Annotated in this window: 22 protein-coding genes; 3 read left to right on the forward strand and 19 right to left on the reverse strand. The window is 63.3% G+C overall.

All coding sequences use genetic code 11. From position 1 onward, the window contains the following. Positions 1–4 precede the first annotated feature (4 nt). Together ELY13_RS11735 and ELY13_RS11740 are read right to left on the reverse strand one after the other, a co-directional pair. On the reverse strand, positions 5–367 hold the full coding sequence (locus tag ELY13_RS11735) for a response regulator (RefSeq protein ID WP_126174115.1): 363 nt from the start codon (positions 365–367) through the stop codon (positions 5–7). Further along, a complete protein-coding gene (locus tag ELY13_RS11740; protein WP_164549783.1) occupies positions 364–2,097 on the reverse strand; it encodes a PAS domain S-box protein in 1,734 nt (577 codons plus the stop codon). Before ELY13_RS11740 ends, ELY13_RS11735 begins: the two co-directional genes overlap by 4 nt. Before the next feature lie 602 nt (positions 2,098–2,699). On the opposite strand from ELY13_RS11740, the gene ELY13_RS11745 reads away from it, so the two are divergent. Both ELY13_RS11745 and ELY13_RS11750 read left to right on the forward strand, forming a co-directional pair. After that, on the forward strand, positions 2,700–3,455 hold the full coding sequence (locus ELY13_RS11745; RefSeq protein WP_241233674.1) for a Crp/Fnr family transcriptional regulator: 756 nt from the start codon (positions 2,700–2,702) through the stop codon (positions 3,453–3,455). Between the two features lie 141 nt (positions 3,456–3,596). Beyond that, positions 3,597–4,604, forward strand: coding sequence for a sensor histidine kinase (locus ELY13_RS11750; protein ID WP_241233675.1), 1,008 nt, complete (start codon positions 3,597–3,599; stop codon positions 4,602–4,604). A gap of 181 nt (positions 4,605–4,785) precedes the next feature. On the opposite strand, the gene ELY13_RS11755 is transcribed toward ELY13_RS11750, so the two are convergent. From ELY13_RS11755 to ELY13_RS11770, 4 genes are read right to left on the reverse strand one after another with little or no spacing between them, the layout of a single operon-like run. Continuing rightward, complete coding sequence (locus tag ELY13_RS11755; protein WP_241233683.1) at positions 4,786–5,769, reverse strand: HupE/UreJ family protein; 984 nt, start codon at positions 5,767–5,769, stop codon at positions 4,786–4,788. Then, entirely contained in the window at positions 5,769–6,632 is an 864-nt protein-coding gene (locus ELY13_RS11760) for a peptidyl-prolyl cis-trans isomerase (RefSeq protein WP_126174119.1), read from the reverse strand. Before ELY13_RS11760 ends, ELY13_RS11755 begins: the two co-directional genes overlap by 1 nt. Continuing rightward, on the reverse strand, positions 6,629–8,554 hold the full coding sequence (locus ELY13_RS11765) for a DUF3604 domain-containing protein (RefSeq protein WP_126174120.1): 1,926 nt from the start codon (positions 8,552–8,554) through the stop codon (positions 6,629–6,631). Before ELY13_RS11765 ends, ELY13_RS11760 begins: the two co-directional genes overlap by 4 nt. Continuing rightward, positions 8,506–10,401: a DUF3604 domain-containing protein gene (locus ELY13_RS11770; protein ID WP_126174121.1), complete on the reverse strand. Its 1,896-nt coding sequence runs from the start codon at positions 10,399–10,401 to the stop codon at positions 8,506–8,508. Before ELY13_RS11770 ends, ELY13_RS11765 begins: the two co-directional genes overlap by 49 nt. 143 nt (positions 10,402–10,544) lie before the next feature. On the opposite strand from ELY13_RS11770, the gene ELY13_RS11775 reads away from it, so the two are divergent. Beyond that, a complete protein-coding gene (locus tag ELY13_RS11775) occupies positions 10,545–11,411 on the forward strand; it encodes a LysR family transcriptional regulator (protein WP_126174122.1) in 867 nt (288 codons plus the stop codon). Between the two features lie 536 nt (positions 11,412–11,947). On the opposite strand, the gene ELY13_RS11780 is transcribed toward ELY13_RS11775, so the two are convergent. The 13 genes from ELY13_RS11780 to ELY13_RS11840 all read right to left on the reverse strand — a co-directional run bounded on the left by ELY13_RS11780 (position 11,948) and on the right by ELY13_RS11840 (position 24,339). Beyond that, entirely contained in the window at positions 11,948–12,448 is a 501-nt protein-coding gene (locus tag ELY13_RS11780) for a hemerythrin domain-containing protein (RefSeq protein WP_126174123.1), read from the reverse strand. A 193-nt stretch (positions 12,449–12,641) separates the two neighbouring features. Then, the gene (locus ELY13_RS11785) at positions 12,642–12,851 is read right to left on the reverse strand and encodes a hypothetical protein (RefSeq protein WP_126174124.1); all 210 of its coding nucleotides are present in this window, start codon (positions 12,849–12,851) and stop codon (positions 12,642–12,644) included. Positions 12,852–13,011: 160 nt separating this feature from the next. Continuing rightward, positions 13,012–13,287 (reverse strand): hypothetical protein, encoded by a 276-nt coding sequence (locus tag ELY13_RS11790; protein WP_126174125.1) that lies wholly within the window; start codon positions 13,285–13,287, stop codon positions 13,012–13,014. Positions 13,288–13,615: 328 nt separating this feature from the next. Beyond that, the gene (locus tag ELY13_RS11795; RefSeq protein ID WP_126174126.1) at positions 13,616–13,840 is read right to left on the reverse strand and encodes a hypothetical protein; all 225 of its coding nucleotides are present in this window, start codon (positions 13,838–13,840) and stop codon (positions 13,616–13,618) included. Continuing rightward, positions 13,840–14,352, reverse strand: coding sequence for a hypothetical protein (locus ELY13_RS11800; protein WP_126174127.1), 513 nt, complete (start codon positions 14,350–14,352; stop codon positions 13,840–13,842). Before ELY13_RS11800 ends, ELY13_RS11795 begins: the two co-directional genes overlap by 1 nt. 9 nt (positions 14,353–14,361) lie before the next feature. Continuing rightward, positions 14,362–16,350, reverse strand: a complete 1,989-nt coding sequence (locus ELY13_RS11805; RefSeq protein ID WP_241233676.1) for a BCCT family transporter — start codon at positions 16,348–16,350, stop codon at positions 14,362–14,364. A 298-nt stretch (positions 16,351–16,648) separates the two neighbouring features. Further along, positions 16,649–17,515, reverse strand: coding sequence for a CmcJ/NvfI family oxidoreductase (locus tag ELY13_RS11810; protein WP_126174128.1), 867 nt, complete (start codon positions 17,513–17,515; stop codon positions 16,649–16,651). A gap of 187 nt (positions 17,516–17,702) precedes the next feature. Further along, entirely contained in the window at positions 17,703–17,921 is a 219-nt protein-coding gene (locus tag ELY13_RS11815; protein ID WP_126174129.1) for an MFS transporter, read from the reverse strand. Further along, positions 17,914–18,780: an SMP-30/gluconolactonase/LRE family protein gene (locus tag ELY13_RS11820; protein WP_164549784.1), complete on the reverse strand. Its 867-nt coding sequence runs from the start codon at positions 18,778–18,780 to the stop codon at positions 17,914–17,916. The genes ELY13_RS11815 and ELY13_RS11820 overlap by 8 nt, the downstream gene beginning before the upstream one ends. 888 nt (positions 18,781–19,668) lie before the next feature. After that, positions 19,669–20,340 carry a TetR/AcrR family transcriptional regulator gene (locus ELY13_RS11825; protein WP_126174131.1) on the reverse strand — a complete coding sequence of 224 codons (672 nt, stop codon included), beginning with the start codon at positions 20,338–20,340 and terminating at the stop codon, positions 19,669–19,671. Positions 20,341–20,648: 308 nt separating this feature from the next. Beyond that, the gene (locus ELY13_RS11830) at positions 20,649–21,623 is read right to left on the reverse strand and encodes a hypothetical protein (protein ID WP_126174132.1); all 975 of its coding nucleotides are present in this window, start codon (positions 21,621–21,623) and stop codon (positions 20,649–20,651) included. Positions 21,624–21,743: 120 nt separating this feature from the next. Further along, positions 21,744–23,690, reverse strand: coding sequence for an outer membrane protein assembly factor BamB family protein (locus ELY13_RS11835; RefSeq protein WP_164549786.1), 1,947 nt, complete (start codon positions 23,688–23,690; stop codon positions 21,744–21,746). Between the two features lie 88 nt (positions 23,691–23,778). Next, a complete protein-coding gene (locus tag ELY13_RS11840; protein ID WP_126174134.1) occupies positions 23,779–24,339 on the reverse strand; it encodes a hypothetical protein in 561 nt (186 codons plus the stop codon). Positions 24,340–24,431: the final 92 nt, after the last annotated feature.

A 24,431-nucleotide genomic window follows, 5' to 3' on the forward strand; every position in this document is an offset into this window, starting at 1 on the left:
CGTTTCAGGCTGCGAGCAGGTCTTCCAGCGCAGTTTCGATTTGCGCCTGCCGATAGGGCTTCTGCAGCACAGTCGTTTTGCGTAGCCGTGCATCTATTCCCGCAGAACCGTACCCGGTGGCGAAAATGTAGGGCAGGCCACGCTCTTCGAGAGCCGACGCGACAGGATAGCTGCGCGCGCCGTGAATGTTCACGTCGAGGATGGCTGCATCGAACTGGAGAGTCCGCGCGAAATTCAGCGCTTCATCGACCTGGCAGGCCGAGGCGACGACTTCGCAGCCGAGATCGAGCAGCATGTCCTCGAGCATCATCGCGACGATCGGCTCATCCTCGACGATCAGCACGCGTTTCCCGGCAAGCGCGTTCATGCGCCCGTTCTGGGTAGCGGGGCGTCCACGGTACAGACGACCCCCTCCGGCCGAAAGTCGATCCGGACTTGTCCCCCGAGTTCGATTGCAAGTGCGCGTTCAACCATACGCGTACCAAACCCCTGACGTGACGGTTGTTCCACGTGCGGTCCGCCGCTCTCGCGCCACATGAGGCGCAGGCGCTCCCCCTCATCGGTCGCGACGGTCCGCCACACGACCTCCAGTTGACCTTCATCGGTCTTGAGAGCGCCGTACTTTGCAGCGTTGGTTGCCAGTTCGTTCAGGCCAAGGGCCAGCGTGACGGCTGTTTTCGGGACAATCTGGAGATCGGGCCCCTCGATCGTAAAGCGCTGCGTTCCATCGCGGAAGGGCCGCAGCGTATCTTCTATGACAGCGCTGATCGACACCGTGTCCCAGTGCTGATCGGTGAGCAGATTGTACGTGGCCGCCAGCGCAGCCAGACGTCCCTCGAACGCTTCGCGCGCTTCGTGCCAGGCAGCGGCGCCCTTGAAGCTCTGCCGGGCAATGCCCTGTATGATGGACAGGGTGTTCTTTACGCGGTGATTGAGTTCATCGATCAACAGGCGCTGGTGATTTTCTGCCCGGCGACGTTCCGTGATGTCCTGAACTTCGATGATGGTTCCGACCGTGTTTGCGTCCTCGTCGCACACAGGGCTGGCGGTGAATGCCACCGGATAGAAGTGCCCGTCCCTGTGAACGAAAACCTCCTCGCCCCGCGTGTTGTTCTTTTCCGGAAAGGCCCGGTCGATGGCGCATTCGTGCAGGGGGAAATGGCTGCCGTCCGGCCGTGTGTGATGGATCACATCATGGAGGGGACGACCCCGCGTCTCCTCGAAACGGAATCCGGTCAGCTGCTCGGCAGCCCGGTTCATGTAGATGCACTGCTGCTTGTCATCCATCAGGAAGATGGAAACCGACGCGTTGTTCAGCACGGCATCGAGCCGGCGCTGGGTCACGCGCAGCGAATCCTGCGCCTGCTTCGTGTCGGTAATGTCGATGTTGACACCCACGTAACCGGCAAAACTGCCATCTTCCTCAAAGCGCGGCCTGCCATCGCATTGGAGCCACAGCACCTCGCCCGAACGGGTGACGGTTCGCATCTCCGTCCTGAACCGCGCTTGCTCCGTTACTGTTCGCAAGAACGTCTGGTGGAATGCATCGACATCGTCAGGGTGGATGATACGCCGCCACCCCGTTCCGTGCAGATCGGCAACCGGATAGCCGAATACCTCTTCATACCGCTGGTTGACGAAGACGATGGCGCCCCCGGCATCGGCCATCCAGATCAGCCCTGGTGAATTGTCAGCCATCGTGCGGAACTGCGCTTCGCTGTCGCGCAGTCTCTGATCGGATTGCGCTCGCTCGCTGATGTCCCTCAGGAAGCCGATGAAATGCTGCGCCTCACCGATCATGATGGGCGAGATCGACAGCTCGACCGGGAATTCGCGCCCGTTCTTGTGCAGGGCCGATATCTCTATGCGGCGCCCGATTACCGGCCCGCGCCCGGTGGCGGTGAAGCGCCGGAGTCCTTCTGCGTGTGCGCTGCGATGCTGCGGCGGCACGATCAGGTCCGCCATCAGGCGTCCGATTGCCTCATCCCGGTGCCATCCGAAGGTTGCCTCGGCAACACCGTTCCAGTCCGCCACCGTGCCGTCGGCGCGCATGACGACGACCGCGTCCAGCGCTGCCTCGAGCATCGGTCGCAGCATGCCCGTTCCCGGGGGCGGAGCAGCCCGATCGAGCTCTTCGTTCACCTGCAGCATCAAAACCCACTCCCCAGGCCCTGCTCAGCAGCTGCCGTCTCGACCCCCCATAAATAAGGGGTCGAACGACAAGTTGGAAGACGGGGTACGGGTTATTGCGGTCCCGCGCCGCGGGTCAGAACCTTTTTGCCACAGTACCGCAGCGGCGGTGATGCTGACCGGGGCGCCGGATTGTCAGGCGTGGGGCAACTCGCCACGGTTGGAAGCGCGGGCGCAGGCTCCGCAGGCGAAACAATCGGCAGCGTCACACGCAGGACGGCGAACGGATCGGGCGCGGATGTTATGGCGGCAGCCTTGGCGGCTCCCTCGCCCAGACGTTCTCCTCACCTGCGGCCGGCGCTTCGACGCGAGCCGCAGGCCAAGGTTCGGCCCGCGGGAGCAGCAACGTTTCTGCGCAACTGCGTTGCGGGCGTGCCGGAGCCGCGGGGCATGCCGATTAGGCGATAGGGCTAACCTGTGCTATAGCTCCCTTATCATCGGTTAATGCCTTCAGGCTCCGGTGGCTGAGAGTCGCGACGTGCTCCCGCCTGAATTGTGGGACACATCCTATGGCTACTTCGAACATGTCCGCCCTTTCACTTTTCCTCGACCGCCTCCTGCGGCGATCGGTCCTGTCCGCCGAGGAGCAGGGCGCGATCCTCAACCTGCGCAGCCATGCCTTTCAAGCGGAGGGGCGCAGCGACATCGTGTCACCGGGCCAGAAAGTCGACCATGCCTGCCTCGTCGTCGATGGTCTGGTGGGGCGCTTCGATCAGATGGCGGCGGACGGGCGCAGGCAGACCACCGCCTTTCACCTTCCCGGCGACATGTGCGACCTCCATTCCGTAGTGGCTCCGGTTGCAGGCTGGGGCATCGAAGCTATCGCCACGAGCACGGTCCTGCACATTCCGCACAGGGACCTCCGGGCGCTGGCGACTTCCTACCCCGCAATCGCGCTGGCTTTCTGGCGCGACACGACGGCCGACGCTTCGATCCTCGGCAAGTGGGTCAGCAATGTCGGCCGGCGAAATGCACCGGCACGGACCGCCCATCTGGTTTGCGAGATCGGCATCCGGATGGAGCAGGCGGGACTGGGAGAACGCACGCGCTACACCTTCGCTGCGACCCAGGTGCAACTGGCCGACGCGCTTGGCCTGACGCCGGTTCACGTCAATCGCACCTTGCAGGCGCTGCGCGCCGACGGGCTGCTCCGCATCGAGCAGCGTATGGTTCACGTGGACGATTGGGACAGACTGGCTGTGCTGGCAGAGTTCGACCCGGAGTATCTGCTGATCGAGCACTTGCCTGAGCAGCGCGCTGCCTGAGGGCCTATTCAATCGGCTCCGCGCTGCCAAATGCGGCACACGAACAGCGTGTATCCCGCTTGGCCGGCGCGGCGCAGAACTGCAGTGAGACCGTGCCCTTCGCAAGGGCACGAGTACCAACAAGGGGGCAACCCGCACGGGATGAGCATGACGAGAAACGATCCGGCTCCGGCTGAATGGGATACCGACCATCTTCGGCTGGCGGTCGAAGCCGCACGCATCGCGCTCTGGTCCTGGAACGTCGACACGAACCGGTTCACGATGGATGAACTGGGCTTCGACTTGTGGGGTCTGCCCTGGAGCGAGGCGGTCCGGTTCGAAGAACTCTCGGCGCGCATTCACCCCACCGACCGGGACCGGGTCCAGGAGGCATTTACGGCCACGCGCTCGGTCGAAGGCCCTTACGAAATCGACTTCAGGATTTGTTTCGGAGACGAAGTTCGCTGGGTTTCGGCCCGCGGGCGCGGAGCCGATGCGGGCATTGTGGACCGAGTCATGTTCGGCATCTTTCTGGACGTGACCGGTCGCAAGCAGGCCGAGGAAGGCAACGAACTGCTTGCCGGCGAAATGAGCCACCGGGTCAAGAACCTGCTGACGATGGCAAGCAGCCTCACCACGTTGACCTCACGCTCCTCCAGCAGCCTTGCGGAAATGACGGAAGGGTTGACCAAACGCTTGTCCGCACTCGGGCGGGCGCACGATCTCGTCCGGCCTTTGCCGCAGCGCCAAGGGAATGCCGCGTCGTTTGGCGATCTCCTCGATGTGTTGTTGGCACCCTATGACAATCGTGACGCATCCAGCGCTCGCGTCCGGATTTCCGTACCTCCGATGAGCGTAGGCGTGCGCAGCGCCACTGCACTGGCAATGGTTGTTCATGAATTGGCGACGAACTCGGTGAAGTACGGGGCCTTGTCGGCTGAAACCGGGTTGCTGGACGTGTCGGCCATGCAGGATGAGGATACGGTCACACTGGTCTGGGCGGAAGCCGGGGGGCCGGAGATCGCCGAAGAACCCGAGATGCGCGGCTTTGGCACCCGGATGATGCAACGCAGCCAGGCTGGCCAGCTCGGTGGATCAATCGCGTACGACTGGCGAACGAGCGGACTGGTGGCCAAGCTTGCTCTTCAGAGAGCCTTGCTGGCTGAGTAAGGCGGCTAGCGGGGCTCAGGTGCGGCAATGGACCTCAGCGCGGTCGACAGACGGTGGCAGGTTCTGCTGTGATCGGCCTCATGTCCCGGGCACAGCATGGCCCGGGAAGACTTGAGCCTCGGCACCGGCTTGGGGGATCGGCGGAGATAGGCACGAGGCAGTGCCCCAGGTTCAGGAATCCCTAAACCAGCATTCGTTCGAACATCCAGAAGCTGGCGAGCGTGCCCACCGCGTATCCAGCCAGTTTTGCAGCGGAAAAAGGTGCCGCGATGCGTTCCCCCGCGAAGCGCAGCAGCGCCAGCAGGCCGAGCATCGCGGCGGCGAATATCACCTGCCCGATCTCGATCCCGATGTTGAAAGCAAGCAGGGCAGCGACGAAGCCGTGTTCGGGCAGCCCGATCTCACGCAGCACGGCAGCAAAGCCGAAGCCGTGCAGCAGGCCAAAGGCGCTCGCGACGAGAATGGGCTTGCGCCAGGTCAGCGTGTCGCGCGGCCCTTTCACCACTTCGACCGCAAGAAACACAATGCTGAGCGCGATGACCGCCTCCACCGCCGAAATTGGCAGCCGCACCAGATCGAGCGTCGACACGACCAGCGTCGTCGAATGCGCGATCGTGAAGCCGGTGATGGTCGAGAGCACCCGGCGCGGCGTGCGCGCGATGAAGATCAGTCCGGCGACGAACAGCAGGTGGTCCACCCCGATCCAGATATGCTCGACGCCGAGCACGAGGAAATCGAGGAAGCTTCCGCGTTCGTCTCCCGGTCGGGCCAGGCTGAAGCGCGTTTCGTGCGGCTGCAGCAGGACGGTCTGCGGGTCTGCATCCGCGCCCGGATGGTAACGGATGATGGACGCAAGATTGGGGTTGGCGAAGGGATACGCGATGGTCACCGGCTTGCCAGCGATCCCGCCGTCGCAGCGCCACACCTCCTCCCGCCAGTGGCCCAGCGGATCGGACCATGTGCGTTGCCGCCCGCTGACTGCGCAGTCTTTGGCGGAAAGCGCTGGCAGGTGGCGCGCCTCGATGTTGGCGGGAATTTTCCAGGTAGCGCGGTAAGCGTCGCCCCCTTCGGCCTCGATTGACGCGCTCAGGGGACGGTTGTCGTCCGCCCGTGCTACCGTCGGCCACAGAGCGAACGCGGCAATCAGCAGCAGGAAAAGCCGCATCACCGCAGTATCCCGTCCTCTACGTCGATTTCGTAGCGCGCCAGCATCGTGTCGAGCGCCCGGTCTGCCGCCTGCTGGCGCTTTTCGGCCAGAGCATCTTCACGGACCCGGTCGGCGACGTCGGCGAAAGCGGGGCTGCGGGGCGCGTCGACCGACACAGGCAGGACCACGTGCCAGCCATATTCGGAACGCACTGGCCCCTGCCAGCTCCCCGTTTCGAGCGCGAACGCGGCGCGCGCGAAGTCCTCGCCGAAATGGCTAGCGACGATCGGCTGCGAGGCATCGGAATAGTTGAGCTGGTACAGGAAGCGTTCGCCATACTGGCCCGCCTGCTCGAACGGCACAGCCCTGCCGCGCAGCGTCTTGAGCGTCTCCGCCGCCTTCTCCTGCGCCCCTTCGCCCTGAAAGAAGACGTGGGTGAAGGTCATCGAAGGATCGAACCGATACTGGTTTCCATTTTGCGCAAAGTACTCGCGCACTTCCTCCTCGCTCACCGACATGTCCGCGGCGGCTTCCTCCATCAGCAGGAGGCGCATCTGCTGGACGACGCGCTGGCGCACCAGCGGATCGGCCGAAGCGAGATCGAGCGCCTGCCCTTCCCGGTAAAGCGCTTTCTGCAGCGCCGCGTCGCGCACCAGTTGCTGCCGCTCCTCGGCCGACATGCGATCGAGCAGACCGGCGAAGGTCTCCTCGTCATAGACTTGCGCGCGGCCCTGCATGAAGACGAGCAGGTCCTCCCGGTCGATGCCGATGTGGCGGCCGGTTTCATCTTCCCCTCCCCACGCCGCCGCAAGCAGAAACAGTGCCCCGCCGGCGAGGAGGAAGTGGGCCAGCGGCTCCTTCAAAAAGGCGCGAACCGTCATGGGCGGTACCAGACCGGCGAGGTCCAGGCGCGTTCCTGGATCGTCGGCGGCAAGTCGATCGTCCGCGGGTCGATCCGCAGCGCCACGGCGTCGAAGACATGCTGCCGCGGCGTGGGGATCTGCAGCACGCGCACGTAGTAGAACGCGAGCTGGGCAGGATCGAACTCAGGGTCGGTCCACAGGGTGCTGAGTTCGGGCGCGCCGATCGTGTTGGTGTAGCCTGCCTTGTCGATATCGACGGTGTTGCCCACCGGCGGCAGGGAGCCATCGGCGCGGAGTGCTCGCTTGCCGGACCAGGCCACGTTGAAGATCTTCTCGTGCATCTTGCCCTGGGCGTCGACCCAGCCCTTCACGACCTGGACGCGATCGAGATGCGCGGCGTCGGGGTCCTTTACCGCGCGGATGGCAAGCTGCGGCGGGGCGCCGGCCGCACCGCGCAGCAGCGTCCCGCCCATCGGAACGCCCTTGCGATAGCCGCTCGCGGCAAAGTCCTTCGCCGCTACGTCGCTTCTGGAAAACCCGTGCCCGGCGAACAGGCGCACCTTCATGCGCGGGCCGCTGGTGCCGTAGACCTCCCGCCGGCGGAAAGCATCGAAGATCGCCTGCCGGTCGTTCCGGTCGGACCACACAGCCGCGAGGCCGGAGGCAGACATCTCCGTTGCCGCAAATGGCACAACGGCCTGCTTTGGCCCGATCCTTTCACGGGGCAGGTAGTCCTCCCCCACTTTGCCGAAGAAGTCGTTCTCACGCACCGAGGCAAGGCCGGTGTGGCTGTCGGTGGAGCCGATGATCCCGTATTTGAACGGGTTGACGCCGATGCGCCGCTCCTCGGCAAGTCCCCTCAGCAGCCCGCTGCGTACATAGGAACCGGGCGAAGCCGCCGTGACTTTCCCATCGAGCAGCGTGTCGCGCAGTTCGAAGTCAGCGAACTCATCACGCGGGGACAGCGCCGGATGGGTTTCCGATGTGCCCTTGTACTGCGTGATCTCGACCGCGGGCTCCCACTTCTGGCGTGCCCTCGCGTAGTCGGCATCGAATGGATTGCCGTCCATGTCCGTCAGTTCGAACATGCGCCCGCCGGACATGTTCGAGTTATGCGGCAGGGCGACGAAATCGGCCCCGGTCATGGCTTTCGTCCGTTCGAAATAGGCCCAGAGATCCTCCGGCTTTTCGCTCATGTAGCTGGCAAACGGGATGAACTTGCGGGCCGTCTTTCCGTCCGAGTTGGTGAACACGACCCGGTGCAGGTTCCGCGCACTGGGAGCCGAGGTCCATTCCCACCCGATCAGAGCCGTGAATCTGCCCGGCCGGTTGTGCCGCTCGGCCGCAGCGACTTGCCCTTCCCAGCTGGCAGCCAGAAACTCGGTGGTGTAAATCTGCTCGCGGTATTGCCGCCATTCTTCTTCACTCAAGCCCGCGCCGAACATCTGTGCTCGTGTGAGAGCCTCTCCACCTTGTTCGGTAAGGATAGCCAGCAGGCGCTTGGTGATCGGCAGCTTCATCATCGCTGCATCGCGCGCGGTCAGCCGCGTGGATGCGGCAAGGCCGAGGGCGTGGTCCGCCATGACTATGAAATCGAGCGGCCGGTCGATCTGCACGCGGTGCCCGGTCTTGGGAAAGATTACCGGGAGACCCCGCGCAAAACGGTATGCGGTGTCGATATCGGCGGCGGCAAGGCCGCTGCCGAACGCGTCCACCGAGTTGATCGAGTGCACGTGGGTGTCGCCCCACAGCAGCATCCGATCCCCGTCCTTCAGCGCTGGCGCCGGGGCAGTCTCGGCAACGAAGGAGTCCTGCACCGCCCTCCCCTCATCGACCGAGCCGCTACAGGCAGACAGTGCCGCGAGCGCGCAGAACGGCGCCGAGAGACGCTTCAGGGGGTGTAGTATACCGGAGAGGTCCAGGCGCGTTCCTGCAGCCATGGCTTGGTTCCTTCAGATAGCGGGATGCCAGAGGCTACCGACAGGTATGTCGCCCAGCGAGGTGTGGGGATTTCGATGACGCGGGCGTAATACAGCGCCCTTTGCGCAGGGTCGAAATCGGGATCCGTCCAGCTGCCGACGAGCTCGGGGGTGCCGATCGTGTTGGTGTAAGTGGCGCGCGCCGCATTGACGGTATTGCCGACCGGCTCAACCCGGCCACTGGCAAGCCTGCGCCTGCCCGGCGACCAGACGACATCGTAGATCTTTTCGTAGGAGTTGCCGTCTTCGCGCCAGAGCTTGACGATCTGGATGCGGTCGAGATTGCCGGATTCCGGATCCTTCGCGGCCTGCATCACCAGCGTTGGCCCCTTGGTGCCGGCGGGTGCCCTGGAGAGATTGCCGCCCATCGGCACGCCCCAGCGGTAGGCACGGGATGCCCAGTCCGCGCCGTTGGTTAGCCCTTCCGCTCCGCCCCAGCCGGCAAACAGCCGCACCCGCATCCGCGGCCCCGACGTGGCAAAGGTCTCGCGGCGGCGGAAGGCGGCAAAGATCGCCTCGCGCGTGTTTTCTTCGGCCCAGACGCCTGTCAGGCCGGCGGCCGACAGGTTGGCAAGCGGACTTCCGATGATCGGCGACACGTCGCTCAGGATCGCGGCGGAGTTAACCTGCGCATCCGTGAGGCCGAGGCCGCCCGGGAAATTGTCTTCCTCCGTCGTGGAAATGCCCGAATGGAAGTCTGTCCCGCCCACGAAGCCCTGCTCGAACGGGTTGATGCCCAGCGTTTCCGCGATTTGCATCCCGCGCTGCATGCCGCTTCGCACATAGCTGCCCGTCAGGTCGCCACTCGATTTCACCAGCTCGAAATCGGCGAATTCATCGTCAGGGGAGAGTTCGGGCCGCGTCTCGCTGGTCCCCTTGTTCTGCGTAATCTCGACCAGCGGTTCGTTTCGCCTGCGACGCGCGGCGTACTCGGCGTCCATCGGTTCCCCGTCGAACTGGTCGAAGGTAAACGCGAGCCCGGACGAGAGATTCGTATTGTGCGGGATCATCAGCGAGTCGATCCCGCGCTCCCGGTGGTTTTCGGCATAGGCCCACAAGGTTTCGGGATCGAGGCTGTCCATCGCGGAGAACGGCATCGCGGGATAGTCAGGGCCGCGGAAGATCACGTTGCGATGCAGATGGGCTCCGTTGGCGCGGAAGGTCGGGGAATATTCGAAAGCCACGAACGTCGTGAACTCACCCGGATCGTTGTGCCGCTGTGCCGCTGCAATCGTCTGCACCCAGGTATCCTGGCTGAGCGCCGGATCGTTGAGGCCCGCCCGGGATTCGCCGAACAGCCCACCCGCGGCGTATTCGAACCATTCGTACAGGGTCGCCCCGCCGTTGTGGGAAAACAGGCGTTGCCATTCGGTCTGGTCGCCCGGCAAGGTGATCTCGCCCTGCATCGCCCTCCGGACATTGCCAAGGTACTCAGCGTGGTCGGTGACGGCGAGGAAATCGAGCGGGGTGCGGCGCCGGTGCGTCCTTCCGAGATAGCTGACCGGTTCCCCCTTCGCGAAGCGATAGGCATCGTCGGGCGTAGTCTCGGTCTTCGCGGCGGCAGCATCGAGGGAGAAGCTGGTGTGCAGATGGAGATCGCCGAAGAACGCCTGCCGCTCACCGGGGGCAGCGATCCGGGTCACGGCTTCGTCTTCCAGCGCGACGGGGCCAGGCCGTCCGTCGGTTTCGCCGGAGCAGGACGCCAGCGCCAGAGATCCCAGGACGCAGAGAGCCGTGCCATGGCGGAAACCTGTGACCCGGCGCTTCGTGTCGCGCCCTCTCGAGCCGCTGCAATCGTGACCGAACATTTCCACTCCCGCCGCAGCGTTCGCTGCTCAATCCGAATTGCCCGGTTCGGGCTTATCCATACTTTTCGACTGCACCGGGAACAGAGCGCAAGCAATCGCACAGGTGGCTATCGCAGTGATGCCTTTTCGGGTATCACTTGTGCATGGCCACCGCACGTCAGCTGGAAATTTTCGTTACCGTGGTGAAGGCTGGCAGCATGCGCCGCGCAGCGGATGCACTCGGGATCAGCCAGCCTTCGATCAGCCGGCAGCTTCGAGCACTCGAGAAGACGGTGGGCGGCGAACTGTTCAGCCGCAAGCGCGGTGAGAAGGCGCGTCTTTCGACCCTCGGCACCACTCTTCTGCACGATGCTCGAGAGACACTGCAGCACCACGATAGGTTCACGCGCAAGAACGGGCATGATGCCACCGAGCACCCGGTCGTGTTCGTGCGGTCGTTTCTGCTCGGGCAGATAAAGAGGCAGTTGCCGATGCTCCACGAGCGCGGCCTGCCCCGGGATGTGCGCTTCACCGTGGTCGACGACAGCCAGGACATGGCCGCACTGGTGGAGGCAGAAAACGGGAGCCTCGGTGTACTCAGAACAGATTTCCTCCCGACCAACGATCGGATCGTCGGCACACTGATCCGTTCAGAGACGGGCTCGCTTTACGCCGCACCAGGCCTGGCGGAACTCATCAACGGAGAAGCGGACATCGAAAAGCTGGGTATTCTGGTGCCAGCTCAGCAGCCCGGCCTCGAAGCTTACACCTCTCGTCTGCTTGCCCGGGCCGGGATAGGTCCGGAAGCGATCAGGCCCGGCTCTCAGTTCATTGAACTTCTGCTTGAAGACGTCCTGCAAGGTAAAGGAGCAGCGGTCTTTTTCGACGAGACCGTTGATGATCTGGTTGCGCAAGGCAGGCTTGTACGCCTCCTCGACGTCAGTGAACCTCACTACCTGGTTCTTCTGGCAAACAAGTCCGTCGATCAGAGAACGCTGACCTGCGTCGGCCACGCTTTCAGCAAGATCTAGCCGACGTTTCTCGGACCTCTAGAAGAGTATGCCCATCGCCGGTGCGGGCGGCGGGGACGACCCGCCGACCGTGGCTGCTCACCGCATCGCCGACAAGGGCCGGGTCTGGCGAAAGCCCATGCCCTTCGATCAATCCGAAGCCTCCACCCCGCCGCTGACGCAGCGGGTGGAGCGGTCCGTCCCCTTTCCGCAACCGTTGCAATCAGAAGCGGAAGTGCCCGGAAATCGCCCAGCGCCGGTTGCAATCGTACGCCAGGTTCTGACCGAGCGCGTAGCCCTCCGATTCAGACCCGGGGGCCAGCGAATATGGCAGCGCTGCTAATTTTACTTGGGAGTGCATGGCACCGGCCCGGCGCGCGGCACGGCGGACATTTCCCGCATGCGGGGATAGCGCCGTCGGGAAGGCGAACCGGTCCGGAGTGTTCCCGCCGCTCAGCCCGCCCACCGTGAAACTCAGGGAACAACCTGAGGATGCTGTCGCGCACCGCCCGGTGCCGGTGAACGGCCGAGACGGGCGCGAAGCTGACTTGCGGCGATCACATTGTGGTCGTCTTCGCCGGCCCAAGGTCGCCTTGCTCGGCCTGTTGCTTCAGTTCCTGCTTCCTTGCCAGAAGCTTTGAGCCAAGGTCGTCCAGGTCCAACCCGGCTTTCCGGGCCTGGCTGAAGATGTTGCCCTGCTGACGCTCTTCTTCCTTCACGTGATGCTCGATCTGCTCCTGCAGTACCGTCACCTTCGAGTCGTAAAAGGCCTCGTCCGGGCTGGCGTTTTCCAGCTCGTTGATCAGCACCTTGGCGCTGTCATGCTCAACCAGTGCTTCGTCGAGATCCTCATCTTCGACGTCGCCGCGGCACGCAGGATAGAAAATCTCTTCTTCGATCACTGTGTGGATCTTCAGCTCCGTGCATATCTGACGCACGAGGTCTTTCTTTTTTTCAAGGCCGCTCGCCTTTTCGTACTTCTCGAACAAGTCTTCCACCGTCCGATGATCGTTGGCCAGCAACTGGGTGGCGTTCATTTCTTCTGCGTTCTTGGTCATCTCGGAATCCTTACCGTTTGACGATCAAACCGCCCGTTGCTTGAAAGAGTTCCTGCAGCACGGTGTTCTCAAGGCGATCGTCCGCAGTCGGAATTCCGGCGAGCGGGGGACTACGCTGGCCGGGCGCGAGGCCGGAGCGCGCCGTTCCACCGTGGGGCCTCGCGCGAAGCGTGCCACCCTTCCGCGTCGGCGGCTACTTGGTCGCGAACTCGCCGGCTTTCGCACCGAACTGGTCTACCGCGTAAGCCTTGGCGGCAGCGGTCGTCTCGAAGCACTGCTCGACCGGGGTCGCAACAACCCACGGAAAGCCTTGGCTGTTGTAGCGCGTTTCGCGAACCGTGAGGCGGAACTCGCCTTGTTCGTCCTTTGCGATCAGAAATGGCTTCGGCGTTGTGCTCGACATTGGACAGGTCTCCAGGTTTCAAAGTCCTTCCAGGCCAGCGGCAAGGAAGCGGTGGTTGCCCGATAATCCCCTGCGCCAATCGGCCGCAGGGGATTATCGGAACGAACAGGGTTCGTGTTCGGGTGGCCGCCAGAAGAGCGGAGTCCACCCGTCGGCAGCGTCAGGAAGCGAACCCTGTCAGAGTGCTTTCGATCATGCCGGCGCGGGCGCGCCAACTCGTGACTTCCTGATGCTTTTCGAATTCGGCAATTGCATCAGCGACTGCCTGTTCCGCCCCCGAGGCGGTTATTACCTCAACCTCGAGCTGGCAGACGTGATGACCATGCCCGGTTGAATCCGGCGTGTCGTTGTAGAAGCGGACGCGGTAGCAGAACATTGCCCCATCTGGCGCAACGAAATTGTCGCGATCCTCGGCAGAACCCGCGTCGACCGGCAACATTCCGCCCCTTGGCGCGGCATGCTGACCCGCCGCCGCGATGATCCTGACGGAACTCCTCGACGCCGCACCAAGGCCGCTCGCCCGAACCTCTTCATGCTCGGAAACATCAGCGGCTGACCCGAAGGGTGTCGGGTGGTCGGGTTTTCCAAGTGGGGAGTTCGACACAGGCAATCTCCGCAAGAGCGGGAGTTGCTATCTCTCTGTCGCGCGGTGCCCGACGGAGAGGCGCGATGAACCCAAGATGGGGGGCGAGGCCTGCGATACAAGGCTTACCCGCGCTGCTGACGAGGCTTCCCACCAATTCAGCGCAACAATCCTGGCAGGCTCAGTACAATTCTTCGCGATCCGGGCCCGACAGGATCACAGCCTCTTCCTCATCAATCATCAACAGGCGCGGCGGCTGCGAGAGTCCCAGCTGGTCTGCCATCTCCGCTTCGGCATCCGCCAGTTCCCGAGCGGCGAGCGCCAGGCGCTGGCGCACGCGCTGCGGGAGGGCCGAGAACCTTGGCAATCCTTGGCGGCGGACGAAGAACTTGTCCAGAAATGCCATCAGAACCCCGCCCGGTGGAACGGGAGGATCACGAAAGCCGCTGCTTCGAGCAGCAGCGCCAGCAGGATCAGCCGCAGCGCCCACGTGCGGCGGCGTGCGCTGATTGCGTTGCCCTTCAGGTACTGCTCGTAAGCGACGGCGTAGCTGGACGCGAGGATGCCCCTGACGCGGGCTTCCTCTTCATCGGCGGTGTGGGCCGCGTCGCCATCCAGCAGATCGGGCAGACGCGGCGGCTCATGATAGACGAAGAGCCACTCCGACATCACCACCTGGTACGCGGAAGCGAGTAGCGCCGCTACCGCGCCGACGGCCAGGAGCATGATGACGGCGCTCGAGAAATGTTGCCAGCGGGCAAGGTCGATTTCCACGGAAAGGGTGCTCAAGGCGAACACCGAGAAGGAAATCGCCGCAACGGGCGTGCTGAGGCTTCCCCGGATCGCTTCGCGGCGGGACCGCTCGGCAAAGAACAGCTCGCGGGTATGCTGCAGGTGAAGCGAAGTAATCGAAGCCATTCTCGAACCTCAGGCAATCCGCCGCGCATGGCGGAAGCGGGCATAGCGGTTGAGCAGATCGTTGATCAGCTGCTCGCGGGTGAAGCCGGTGACGTCGTGCGGCAGGTCGCCTTCCGAACTCTGCGCCATTGCGCGGTAGTGTCGCGGCTGCCGCTCGTTCGCCTTGGGCGTTTCGAGCCAGACGAAGCTCGGCATCAGGAAGCTTCGCGAACGGATCGTGTACGAGAACTCGCCCCGTTCGCCATGCGGTATCCTCAGGTCGAGGCAATCGTCCTTCTCGACCAGGTGGGAAGGGAATCCGCTTTCCTGCATCTCCGCTGAAACAGCCTCCAGCGCCGGCCGGGCCGTTCCTGAAAGGAACGCAGCGATGTCGTCCTGACGGAAATGCTGCATGATCGAGCCCAGGCGTTGCTGCCAGCTGAGTTCCGGAATGGCTGCGGCAGGCGCGGCCGCCGAAAGATCGACCGTCGAACCCTCAGCTTCCATCTGGAGTGCGCGGAAGAGGCCGTAGCAGATAAAGATGAGCGCGACAGTGAACGGCAACGCGCTTGCGATTACCGCGGTTTGCAGCGCTTCCAGACCGCCGGCGAGCAGCAGGACGGCGGCAAGGCCTCCGGCGCTGACGGCCCAGAAGACGCGTTGCCACACCGGCGGGTTCTCGGCGCCGCTGGACGTGATCATGTCGATCACCAGCGCTCCTGAATCGGCGGACGTCACAAAGAAGGTGATGACCAGCAAAGTGGCGAGGAACGAAGTGATCGTACCCAGCGGAAGGGCGTCCAGGGTCACGAACAAGGCGACCGGGAGGTTTTCGAGTGCGGTGGCCGCAATCGGTGCCGCCCCGCTCAGGTCCAGGGCGATGGCCGTGTTACCGAACACCGTCATCCACAAGAAACTGAAGAGAACCGGCACCAGCAAGACGCCGGACATGAATTCGCGGATCGTGCGGCCTCGTGAAATGCGCGCGATGAACATGCCCACGAACGGCGACCAGGCGATCCACCAACCCCAGTAGAACAGCGTCCAGTCGCCGAGCCAGGGGTTCGGCTCATAGGCGTAAAGGCGGAAAGTGCGGTCGATCAGCGAATTGAGATAACCGCCGATGTTCTGCAGGTAGGCATGGAGCAGGAATATCGTCGGCCCCACGAACAGGACGAAACCCAGCAGCAGGATCGCGACAACGATGTTGAGCTCCGACAGGCGCTTCACGCCCTTGTCTAGGCCCATCATCACTGACAGCGTGGCGACAAACGTGATCGCAGCGATGAGAACCAGCTGCACGGTTGTGGAGGTCTCCAGACCGAACAGGTAGGCAAAGCCTGCATTCACCTGAAGAACGCCCACCCCCAGCGAGGTGGCGACCCCGAACATCGTTCCGATCACCGCGAAGATATCGATGGTGTGGCCGATCGGCCCGTAGATCCTCTGCCCGATCAGCGGGTAGAGCGGCGAACGAAGAGCGAGCGGCAGGCCGCGCCGGAACGAGAAGTAGGCGAGTGACAGCCCGACCAGGGCATAGACCGCCCATGGGTGAAGCCCCCAATGCAAAAAGGTGAGCACCATCGCCTGGCGGGCGGCCTCTATGGTCCGTCCTTCGCCCACTGGCGGTGCGGCGTAGTGCTGGATTGGCTCGGCGACGCCAAAGAAGACGAGGCCAATGCCCATCCCCGCGCTGAACAGCATCGCGAACCAGGAGAGATAACTGTACTCGGGTTCACTCTCATCCGGCCCCAGCTTCACGGTCCCATGGCGGCTGAGCATCAGGTAGACAGCGAACACGAGAAAACCTGCGACTGCGGCCACGTAGAACCAGCCGAAATCCTCGATGATGATCGCCTGGATCCGTGCGAACAGCACCGCTGCCTGTTCGGCGAAGGTGGCGCCGAGCACCGCAAATGCCAGGATCAGCCCGGCGGAGACGAAGAAGACCGGCGGGTTTACCTTGATCCTCGCGCTATCCTCGAGTGCTGCAGCTTCCTTGAGGACGGGATCGGCCAAGATATTCCCCTGCGGTTTGCGTTCCTGTGAATAAGGGCAACGCGGCGCAGAGTTCCCGGTTGCAGAAAATAGGTAAGCGCCGCTTCGCGCTCAGGAGCGACGCCATGAACGCGGCTGGCCCGCCTGTGTGCAGCTGGCGCGCCACTGAAAATGCAGCACAACAGGGGTGGAAACACGTGAGAAGGTTTGCCGGGCACGTGCGCTGAAGCAGGTTGCGGATATTTCCGCCTCACGCCCCCGGCGCCTGCCCCCCAGCCGAGCGCTGGTTGCCGTCGGCGGATCACCGGTTCCCCGGCCCTCAGTCCCCGAAAGCGACGAGCGCGCGGATTTCGATGCTGTTGCGGGGGACAGCATGTTCGGAAGCTCCTGGAATGGTGATTGCGCCATGCGGTACCCGAGCCTTGCGACTGTCGGCCTCAGGATCCAACGCTGAGAAGATCAGCGCCTCTCCCGGTAGCATATCCGAGAAGTAGCCCCACTTCTGCGCAGGATTGGGGCGAAAGAAGGTTATGTCGAATTGGTGCGGGGCATCGCGCTGGTCGAGTATTTCCTCGGCGCTCTTCGCGGGGTCGAAGAAATAGCCTTTCCCCTCCACGAAGTCGGACGGCGCAACGCTGTCGAGACTGCAAAGAGCGAGACCGACATCCTGTGGGGGCGGCGAGATTGCCTGCCAGATGTTGAAGATTTTCCACCGCCTGGGTTCCCGGTCTCCGATCCGGGACCGGACTTCGTCCACAGCCGCCTCGGCCGCCGGCTGCCGAGGAAACTGGTCAAAGGTGAAGCTGCCGTGAAGATCGCTGTGAACGGCGCGAGCCGGCGCCGATACCGCGGACGAGAATGCTTCAGGGTTCCTTTCGGAAAAGCGAGCGAGCGGGCCGGCAAAAAGGGCCGCCCAACTACCTCCCGTCGCACGCAGGACCGTTTCCCTCACCGCCGGTATCCAGCGTTCCATGAGCGCCTTCCCGTCGCGGTAGTCGGTCACGCCGCTAACGATGCGGTCGATCACGAAGCCTTCGCGAGCGAAGCTGGGCTGCCCTGCGGTTGAGCGCCAATCTCTCAGTTCGACTTCGACCGGCTGCTGCCCCGTACCGGTCCAGTTGTTGTCCAGTACGAACCGCACGTCGCCGCCCTGCCCCGGAGTCACGAAGTTCATTGAGGCACGCATACTGCTCTCTCCTGAAGGGAAGTGCCGGCAGCCCTGGTGCGGTCCGCACTTCCTCTGGTGTTGGGCCTTCTAAGGCGCTGTCTGATGGGCTGGCACCCCAGGCGTGCCGGCATCCAATTGGCGGACGAGCTCGAGCGCCAGGATTATCACGAGGCCGATCATGATGGCGCCGAGGTACCATGGCGCATCATGGGCGAATCTTTCGCCGTCCCCAGACGTCTGACTGCCGTCCCCAGACAATCTCGCCAAAGACATTCCCGAAGGAGTAGGCCGCGAAGAGGAGGGCGACGCCGAACGAGCCCGCTTCGAAAACCTGTCCGTAAAACGGCAGGAGCGGCAGGATCAGGCTGAACCCCGCGATATTGATGAAGACCGCGACCAGCAGCGGGGGAAGGCACTTATCCATTGTAGCGCGGCTCTGGCAGGCCTCGGACCCCAAGACCGTCTATCACGAAGCAGGCGCCGTCGGCGGGGGCAGGGTCGCGGCCGAGAAAGCTCGGATCAATACTGGGCACGAAGAGCCGATCGAGATCGGGGCCGAAAAACATGCAGCTTGCCGGAAGCCTGGTCGGCATTTCGATCTCGCGTTTGACTTCACCCTCTGGCGAGATCTGCAAGACAACCCCGCCTTCGCAGATCGCGGTCCACAAGTTGCCATCGGTGTCGACGGTGGCTCCATCGGGGATCGGGCCATAGGCGCTGGTGTCGAAGAACGGCCGCCGGTTGGAAGCGGCACCGGTTTCCAGATCGTAGTCATAGGCGTAGATCATGTGCCGCATGCTGTCGGCGTGGTAGAAGGTGGTGTTGTCCGGTGACCAGCAGGGGCCGTTGCCCAGGATGACATCGTGATCGAGCCGGTTGATCGTCCCATCCGTATCCAGCGAGTACACGCCGCCGACCGGTTCCTTTGCCTGCCGATGGCTTGCGCCGAAGACGAAGCGGCCCCTCCGATCCACTTTGCCGTCAGCCAGCTGGGTGTCGGGGTTGACCGGGTCCATGATCGCAAGAGGCGCGACTGCGCCGCTGGTGAAGTCGAGCGTGTGAATACCATCCGGGAGGGCAACGATCGCACCTCCCTCTTTCCGCACCGCCATCGAACCGATCAGGTCAGGCACGTCCCAACCGCAATGATCGCCGCTTGCGGGGTCCCAGCGCATCACCCGTTTGTCGAGAATGTCGATGTAGTAGAGCGCCTGCTCCTCAACATCCCAGACCGGGCCTTCTCCGACCTGGCACTTGGGCAGTTCCAGCTGTGTAATCCGCATGTGGTGCATCCTTCCCGCTCTTGTTCGATCATTGTCAGTGCAGGTGCCGCTGCATCCTCGCAGCCAGGCCGTAGCCCGCCTCGTGTGCGACAACTGCCAGCGCCATCTCACAAGCCCCGCAACGGTCGGGACCGCCAGCGCGCCTGCCTTCTGTGATCATTGCTCCCCCATCTCAGAAAAAGAGCAGGAAGAGATCCCCTCTATCAGTCAGGATGCGGCAACCACTTCATGCTTTGCGATTCTTTTTCACGTCGCTTTTGAGCGTCGCATGATTTGGCTTTGTACCGCAGGCGGTAAATGCATCAGGTGCCCACTCTGTTAGCGAAGTTATACTTAGACTCGCTTTCCGGTGCCGAGTTATGGATCGTTGGTTCGGGCTCCCTCGTCCATCAGGTGCACCTACTAATATCCACAAAACCCCGCCGCGCAATGGGAATCATACGGACGTATGAAGTGGACCGCTCGCAAGAGGCGCCGGTCTCGAGTGAGAGCGAAGTACGCTGGTACTTCAGCGACTTAGGTTCTCTCGTGTGAAGCGAGCGGGCCTCGCTTCGGCGATCATCGCTTCGCCTTACGCTGCTGGGGATGCGCAGGACAGGCCGCCGAGGAAAGCGCCGGTATCGCCCGGATCGGGAGTGACTGCGCAGTTTCGTCGACACAACTTGCTGGACAACCCATCGTCATCCCCCGGCAGCCCCACAGCAGAAACGTGAGGCTGCCATCGCCCAGGTTGCCAATTAGGCCCAGTGTGACCTCGCGTGTCGGCGGACTCCATTTTCACTTGTCACCGGCCGTATCCATCCGCGGCCCACACAGCGGCGCCCATGGGCGCTCCCGGTCACGAAGGAATTCTGACGGCTGTGATGGGCGCCTCTTCGCAGGGCGCCCTCATTTGCGGGCCAACGTCGCCGCCATCGACTGGACGATCTCGTTCGAAACCGATGTCCAGTCGGGCTCCACTTCCGAGAGGCCGAGGGCATAGCTGAACTTGCGTTCGAAGGACTGGGCTATCACGAAGGACCCGACCGCGCAGACGTAGCGCCAGTGGAACGTCTCTTCATCCAGATGGTCCAGGCAGCGGCGGACCAGAGAGCGGAACAACTCGGTCGCCTCGCCGAAGATCTCCGTCGTCACCTGCAAGGCGACAGGCGAAGGATCGGTGAGGACACGTCCGTACAGCAGCCTCGTTCGCTCGGCCATGTCGGTCTCCTGCGGCATCAGGAGAGGGGGCTCGACCAAGGCGCGCAACACCACGGGAAGGTCGTCGGGCGAAAGCGCTTCGATTTGCGCCGCGCACAGCTTCAGTCGCCGCAACTGCTCGGCCACGATCCCCGAAAAAAGCCTGAGGCAGACCTCGCGAAAAAGCGCCTCCTTGGTCCCCCAATGGTAGACCACCGTGCTGAGGTTCATCTTGGCACGAGACGATATCGCCCTGATGGATGTCGCCTCGTATCCCAGGCGGATGAACAAAGTCTCGGCTTCATCCATGTACTTGCGGATCGTCTCCGCCGATTTTCGGGAGACTGCTTTACGCGCGGACTTCTGGCTTGTTTCAGGCATTATCGTCCAGGATGTCGTACAGGAGCTTTTGTGCACGGGACTGGAATGGAACCCGAGGCTTCGATCATGGCGCTACCATGAGGCGCTGTCGAGGAGGCTTCGCGCGGGTGAGCGCTACACCCGCGCGCCGCCGGAGTGGTTCGAGCGCCCTCGCCGCGGGCCGTTTCCTGACCCGGCTGCCCCTTCCCAACCATTCGAACGCGAACTCGAGACTGTCCCAACCCGCACGATAGCAAGTCGTATTCGGCGCAGTTCTGCTGACAAGGATTCTTGCGGATCTGGCGGGGTCGACGGAGCCGCCCTGTCCTTCAGTCGCTGGTCTCGGCCGCTCTCTGAGCACGGGAGGCGGTGACGTAGTTGCGAAGCTGCACGTTGCCTTCATGGCAGGCATATTCGAACATCTCGTACTCATCGTTTCGTTGCCAATCCAGCCGGACGCCCCAAGGTTCGGTGAAGACGATCGGATCGGACCACGTCATTTCGTAGACGATGGTGTCGGGCCCGGTCATCGTAAAGCGTTCCACCAGCTTCGCTTCCCGGCTGATGGGCGTGTCGTTTTCGGGCGGCGACCCGGTTGTCACGATGTTGGTAGCGGAAGGGCCGGGACGGAAATGGTCCGTTTCGACCACCAGGGTGTTCTTGTCCTCCCAATACCCTCGGCTCTGGCCGAGCCAGTTGTCGACTTCGACGGTCGAGGTTCTTGCGCCGCCGATCGGGATGATCCGAGTTTCGTGGATCATTTCCAGCTGGATGGCGACGAGGCCGGGCGCCTGCCAGATGCGGATGCCGTTGTTGTACTGCATCGGCAGCATCGAAGCCGGAAGACCGCGCGTGATGCAGCGGTCCCAGCTGTCGAAGTCGGCCCAGGTGTCGAAGCTCTGCCCTTGCCTCCAGCTGGAGCGCATCTGGGCCGAAAGCCGCTTACCCTCCTCCGTCATGTCAGGAAGCCGCCCATTGGATGGCTGCACGAGCAGGGAAGTGCGGCGGCTCGGCTCGCCCATTTCCACCCAGTGTCCCTGCCCCAGCCTGTCGCTGGACGAGTCATCCTCATAGCGGTTGGCGAGCTTGTTGATCCGCTCCTGCCGTTCGGTGAATTCCTCGTCCGTCAGGAACACGCGGTTGCCCTGTTCTGCAGTGCGCTGCAGGGGCAAACCGTTCAGGTGGTCGATTGGCCAGGTACCTCGCAAGTCCGGATCGCCCCATTCTGTCTTCTTGGGCACATATTCGTCGGGCACCGGGGGCAGGACCGCCAGGTCCGCATTCTGTGCCCGAGAAGGTGCCACTCCAAATGCGGCAAGCGCCAGTCCGACCGACCAAATCAGCGCGCCCAGATGTCTGCGTGCACTCAATGTTCCTCTCCCCGGTTCTTTTTTGCTGATACGTCGCGGCCATCACTGGTCGGTTCACCGATCCGGAAGCGCGAAGGCGATGAGCGATTGATCGTTCAGGGGGCGTCCGTCTTCCCCTCGAGGCGCTGGCGCGCCGAACGATGAACCGGACGCGACGATGGCCACATACTGCCGCCCGTCACTCCCGCGATAACTGACCGGGATGGACATGGCGGCGTAGTCGAGCTGCTGGCTCCACACCAGTTCGCCGCTATCCGCATCGAACGCGCGAAAGATGCCGTCGGACGTCGCGCCGATGAACACCAGACCGCCTGCGGTGACCATGGGACCGCCAAACGTGTTGCTGGAACCCGTGTCGCGCTTCCCTTCCGGCAGCTGCGGCGTGGTGCCCAGCTTGCTGGACCACAGTATCTCGCCCGTGTTGCCGTCCACCGCATGAAGCCGCCCCCACGGCGGCCGGATGCAGGGCAGGCTTACCGAATTGCCTTCGCTGTCCGTGTATTTGGCCGTGAAGGAGGAGTAAGCCCCCGGCCCTTCCAGACTGCCGCGATCATACATCTGCGTGGAATCCGCGGTGCCGCGACCGTAGTTCCCTTTGGGATCGCGCTTTTCGATCCAGCCGATGCTCCCGCTTTCCGACGTGTTGACGAACACGACGCCCTTTGTCGGATCCGCAGCGCTGCCGCCCCAGTTGGAGCCCCCGTTGTGCGGCAGATTTATGGACGCTCGCGGAGGATCGCCTTCCTCATGCAGGAAGAACGGCGTGAATGGGCCGGAATTGAAGAACGTTCCGCCGTACGAGGCGAGAAGGTCGCGGCAGGCCTGCGCGTGTTCGGGCGTGGTATCCTCTGCCGTCACGACGTCTTCCGGGCTCCAGTGCATGCGCGAGAGCGGCTCCGGGCGGACGGGGATCGGCTGGGTGGGTGAATAGTATTCCCCCGGCACATCGGCCAACGCGACAAGATGTTCGTTGACCCCGTGGATCGGCTCACCTGTCCGGCGGTTCAGGATGTACATCAGGCCCGGCTTCCCGGTTTCGGCAAGTGCCGGAATGCGCTGCCCGTCGACCGTGACATCGAACAGCACTGGTGGGGCCGGAAGATCCCAGTCCCACAAGTCGTGATGGATCGTCTGGAAGTGCCACCGGTACTCCCCGGTCTTCGCATCGACAGCCACGATCGAGTTGCCGAAAAGATTGTTACCGGGCCGGTCGCCGCCGTAGTAATTCGGCGAAGGGCTGCCGATGGTCATGTAGATGAGGCCGGCTTCCGGATCGCCGGTCATGTACCAGATCCACATGTTGGTGCCCGACCGGTCACGCCACCCGTCGTTCAGCCAGGTTTCGTGCCCGACCTCCCCCGGCTGCGGGACAGTGTTGAACTCCCACAGCTTCTTGCCCGTGCGGGCGTCGAACGCGCGCGAGTTGCCGCTTGGGCCGCGCGGCATCTCGGCATTGCTCGCGCCGACCACAAGCACGTCCCCGAACACGGAAGGCGGATACCCGTATGGCGTGCCTTCGAACTCGATCTGTCCTCCTGTGCCGAAGGCGGTATCGAGTTGTCCGGTCTTTGCAGACAGCGCGACGAGGCCGCTCCCTCTGGAGTAGAATATCCGTGGTTCGTGCCCGGCATCGCCAGCCCAGTAGGTGACCCCGCGCCGTATCAGCCCGCCGGGCGCCGGTTCGTGCCGCCAGATTTCGCGGCCACTGTCCGCCTCAAGCGCGACGACCGCATTGCCGAGCGGCAGATACATGACGTTGTCGATCACCACCGGCACCGTCCCGGAAAGCAGGGAAGCACCGCCGTCGGGACGCAATCGATACGACCAGGCTTTCTGGAGATCCTTCACGTTTACAGGCGAAATATCGGCAAGGGGCGAATACCGCGTCCCGCCCAGGTCGCGCGCGTAACGGGGCCAGTCGCTGCCATCATCAATCTGAGCACGCAGCGGCACCGCAACAGCCATCGCAAGTACGCTCCCCAGGAAAACAGCCTTTTTCATTCGCATCCTATTCCCACCATCGTGTTCAAGCCTGGAGCAGCCGGACTCCCGTTCATCCGGCACCTTCGATAATCGCGCCTCGATCGGGCTACTGCAGTTGCGTGACCCGGATCGGCCGCTGGCCGGCGTAACGCATCTGGACACTTCCAAGCGCAGCGCGGCGCAGTTCGACGTTCGAGCCTGCGCGCGGCGGATCGTAAGATAGCGGCGCACCCTCCACGAAGCGCCACCGCGTCCCGTCCTGCATCGTCAAGACATAGACCCCCGGCTCCACCCGCTGGGTGTCGGACACACGCACGCTGACCTTGTCGGCCGAGAGTTGAGGCGTCGGCGCGTCCCGAGGCGATCTGTCGGCGCGAAAATTGGGCGCTGCCGGTGCGGGCACAGGAGCACCGGAGCTTGCAGCCTGAACCGGATCGGCTGCCGCGGCTGGAACCCGCTGCTTCTCCTGCGAAACGGAGGAAATCAGGCGTTCAGCCTCAACTGCATTGTCATAACAGGCCGCCCGGGCAAGCACGTCACCGATCTTCCTGCATTCCCGTATGATCCTGACGACAGCTTCGTAGTCGGTTTGCGCCTGCGCGGGCGGAGCCATGCCGATGCCGACGGCGATCAGCACGCTAAGGACGAGTGGTCGGCTGGCGTTCATGTGAATGTTTCCTCGTGGGGAATAGCGGCGGCGAACCTGGTGAGTTTGGGAGCAGGTCCGCCGCCGCTGCCCATCAGGACCGATCGCGGTAT

Origin of the sequence: Altericroceibacterium xinjiangense, assembly GCF_003958635.1 — a bacterium.
GTDB classification, from domain to species: domain Bacteria; phylum Pseudomonadota; class Alphaproteobacteria; order Sphingomonadales; family Sphingomonadaceae; genus Altericroceibacterium_A; species Altericroceibacterium_A xinjiangense.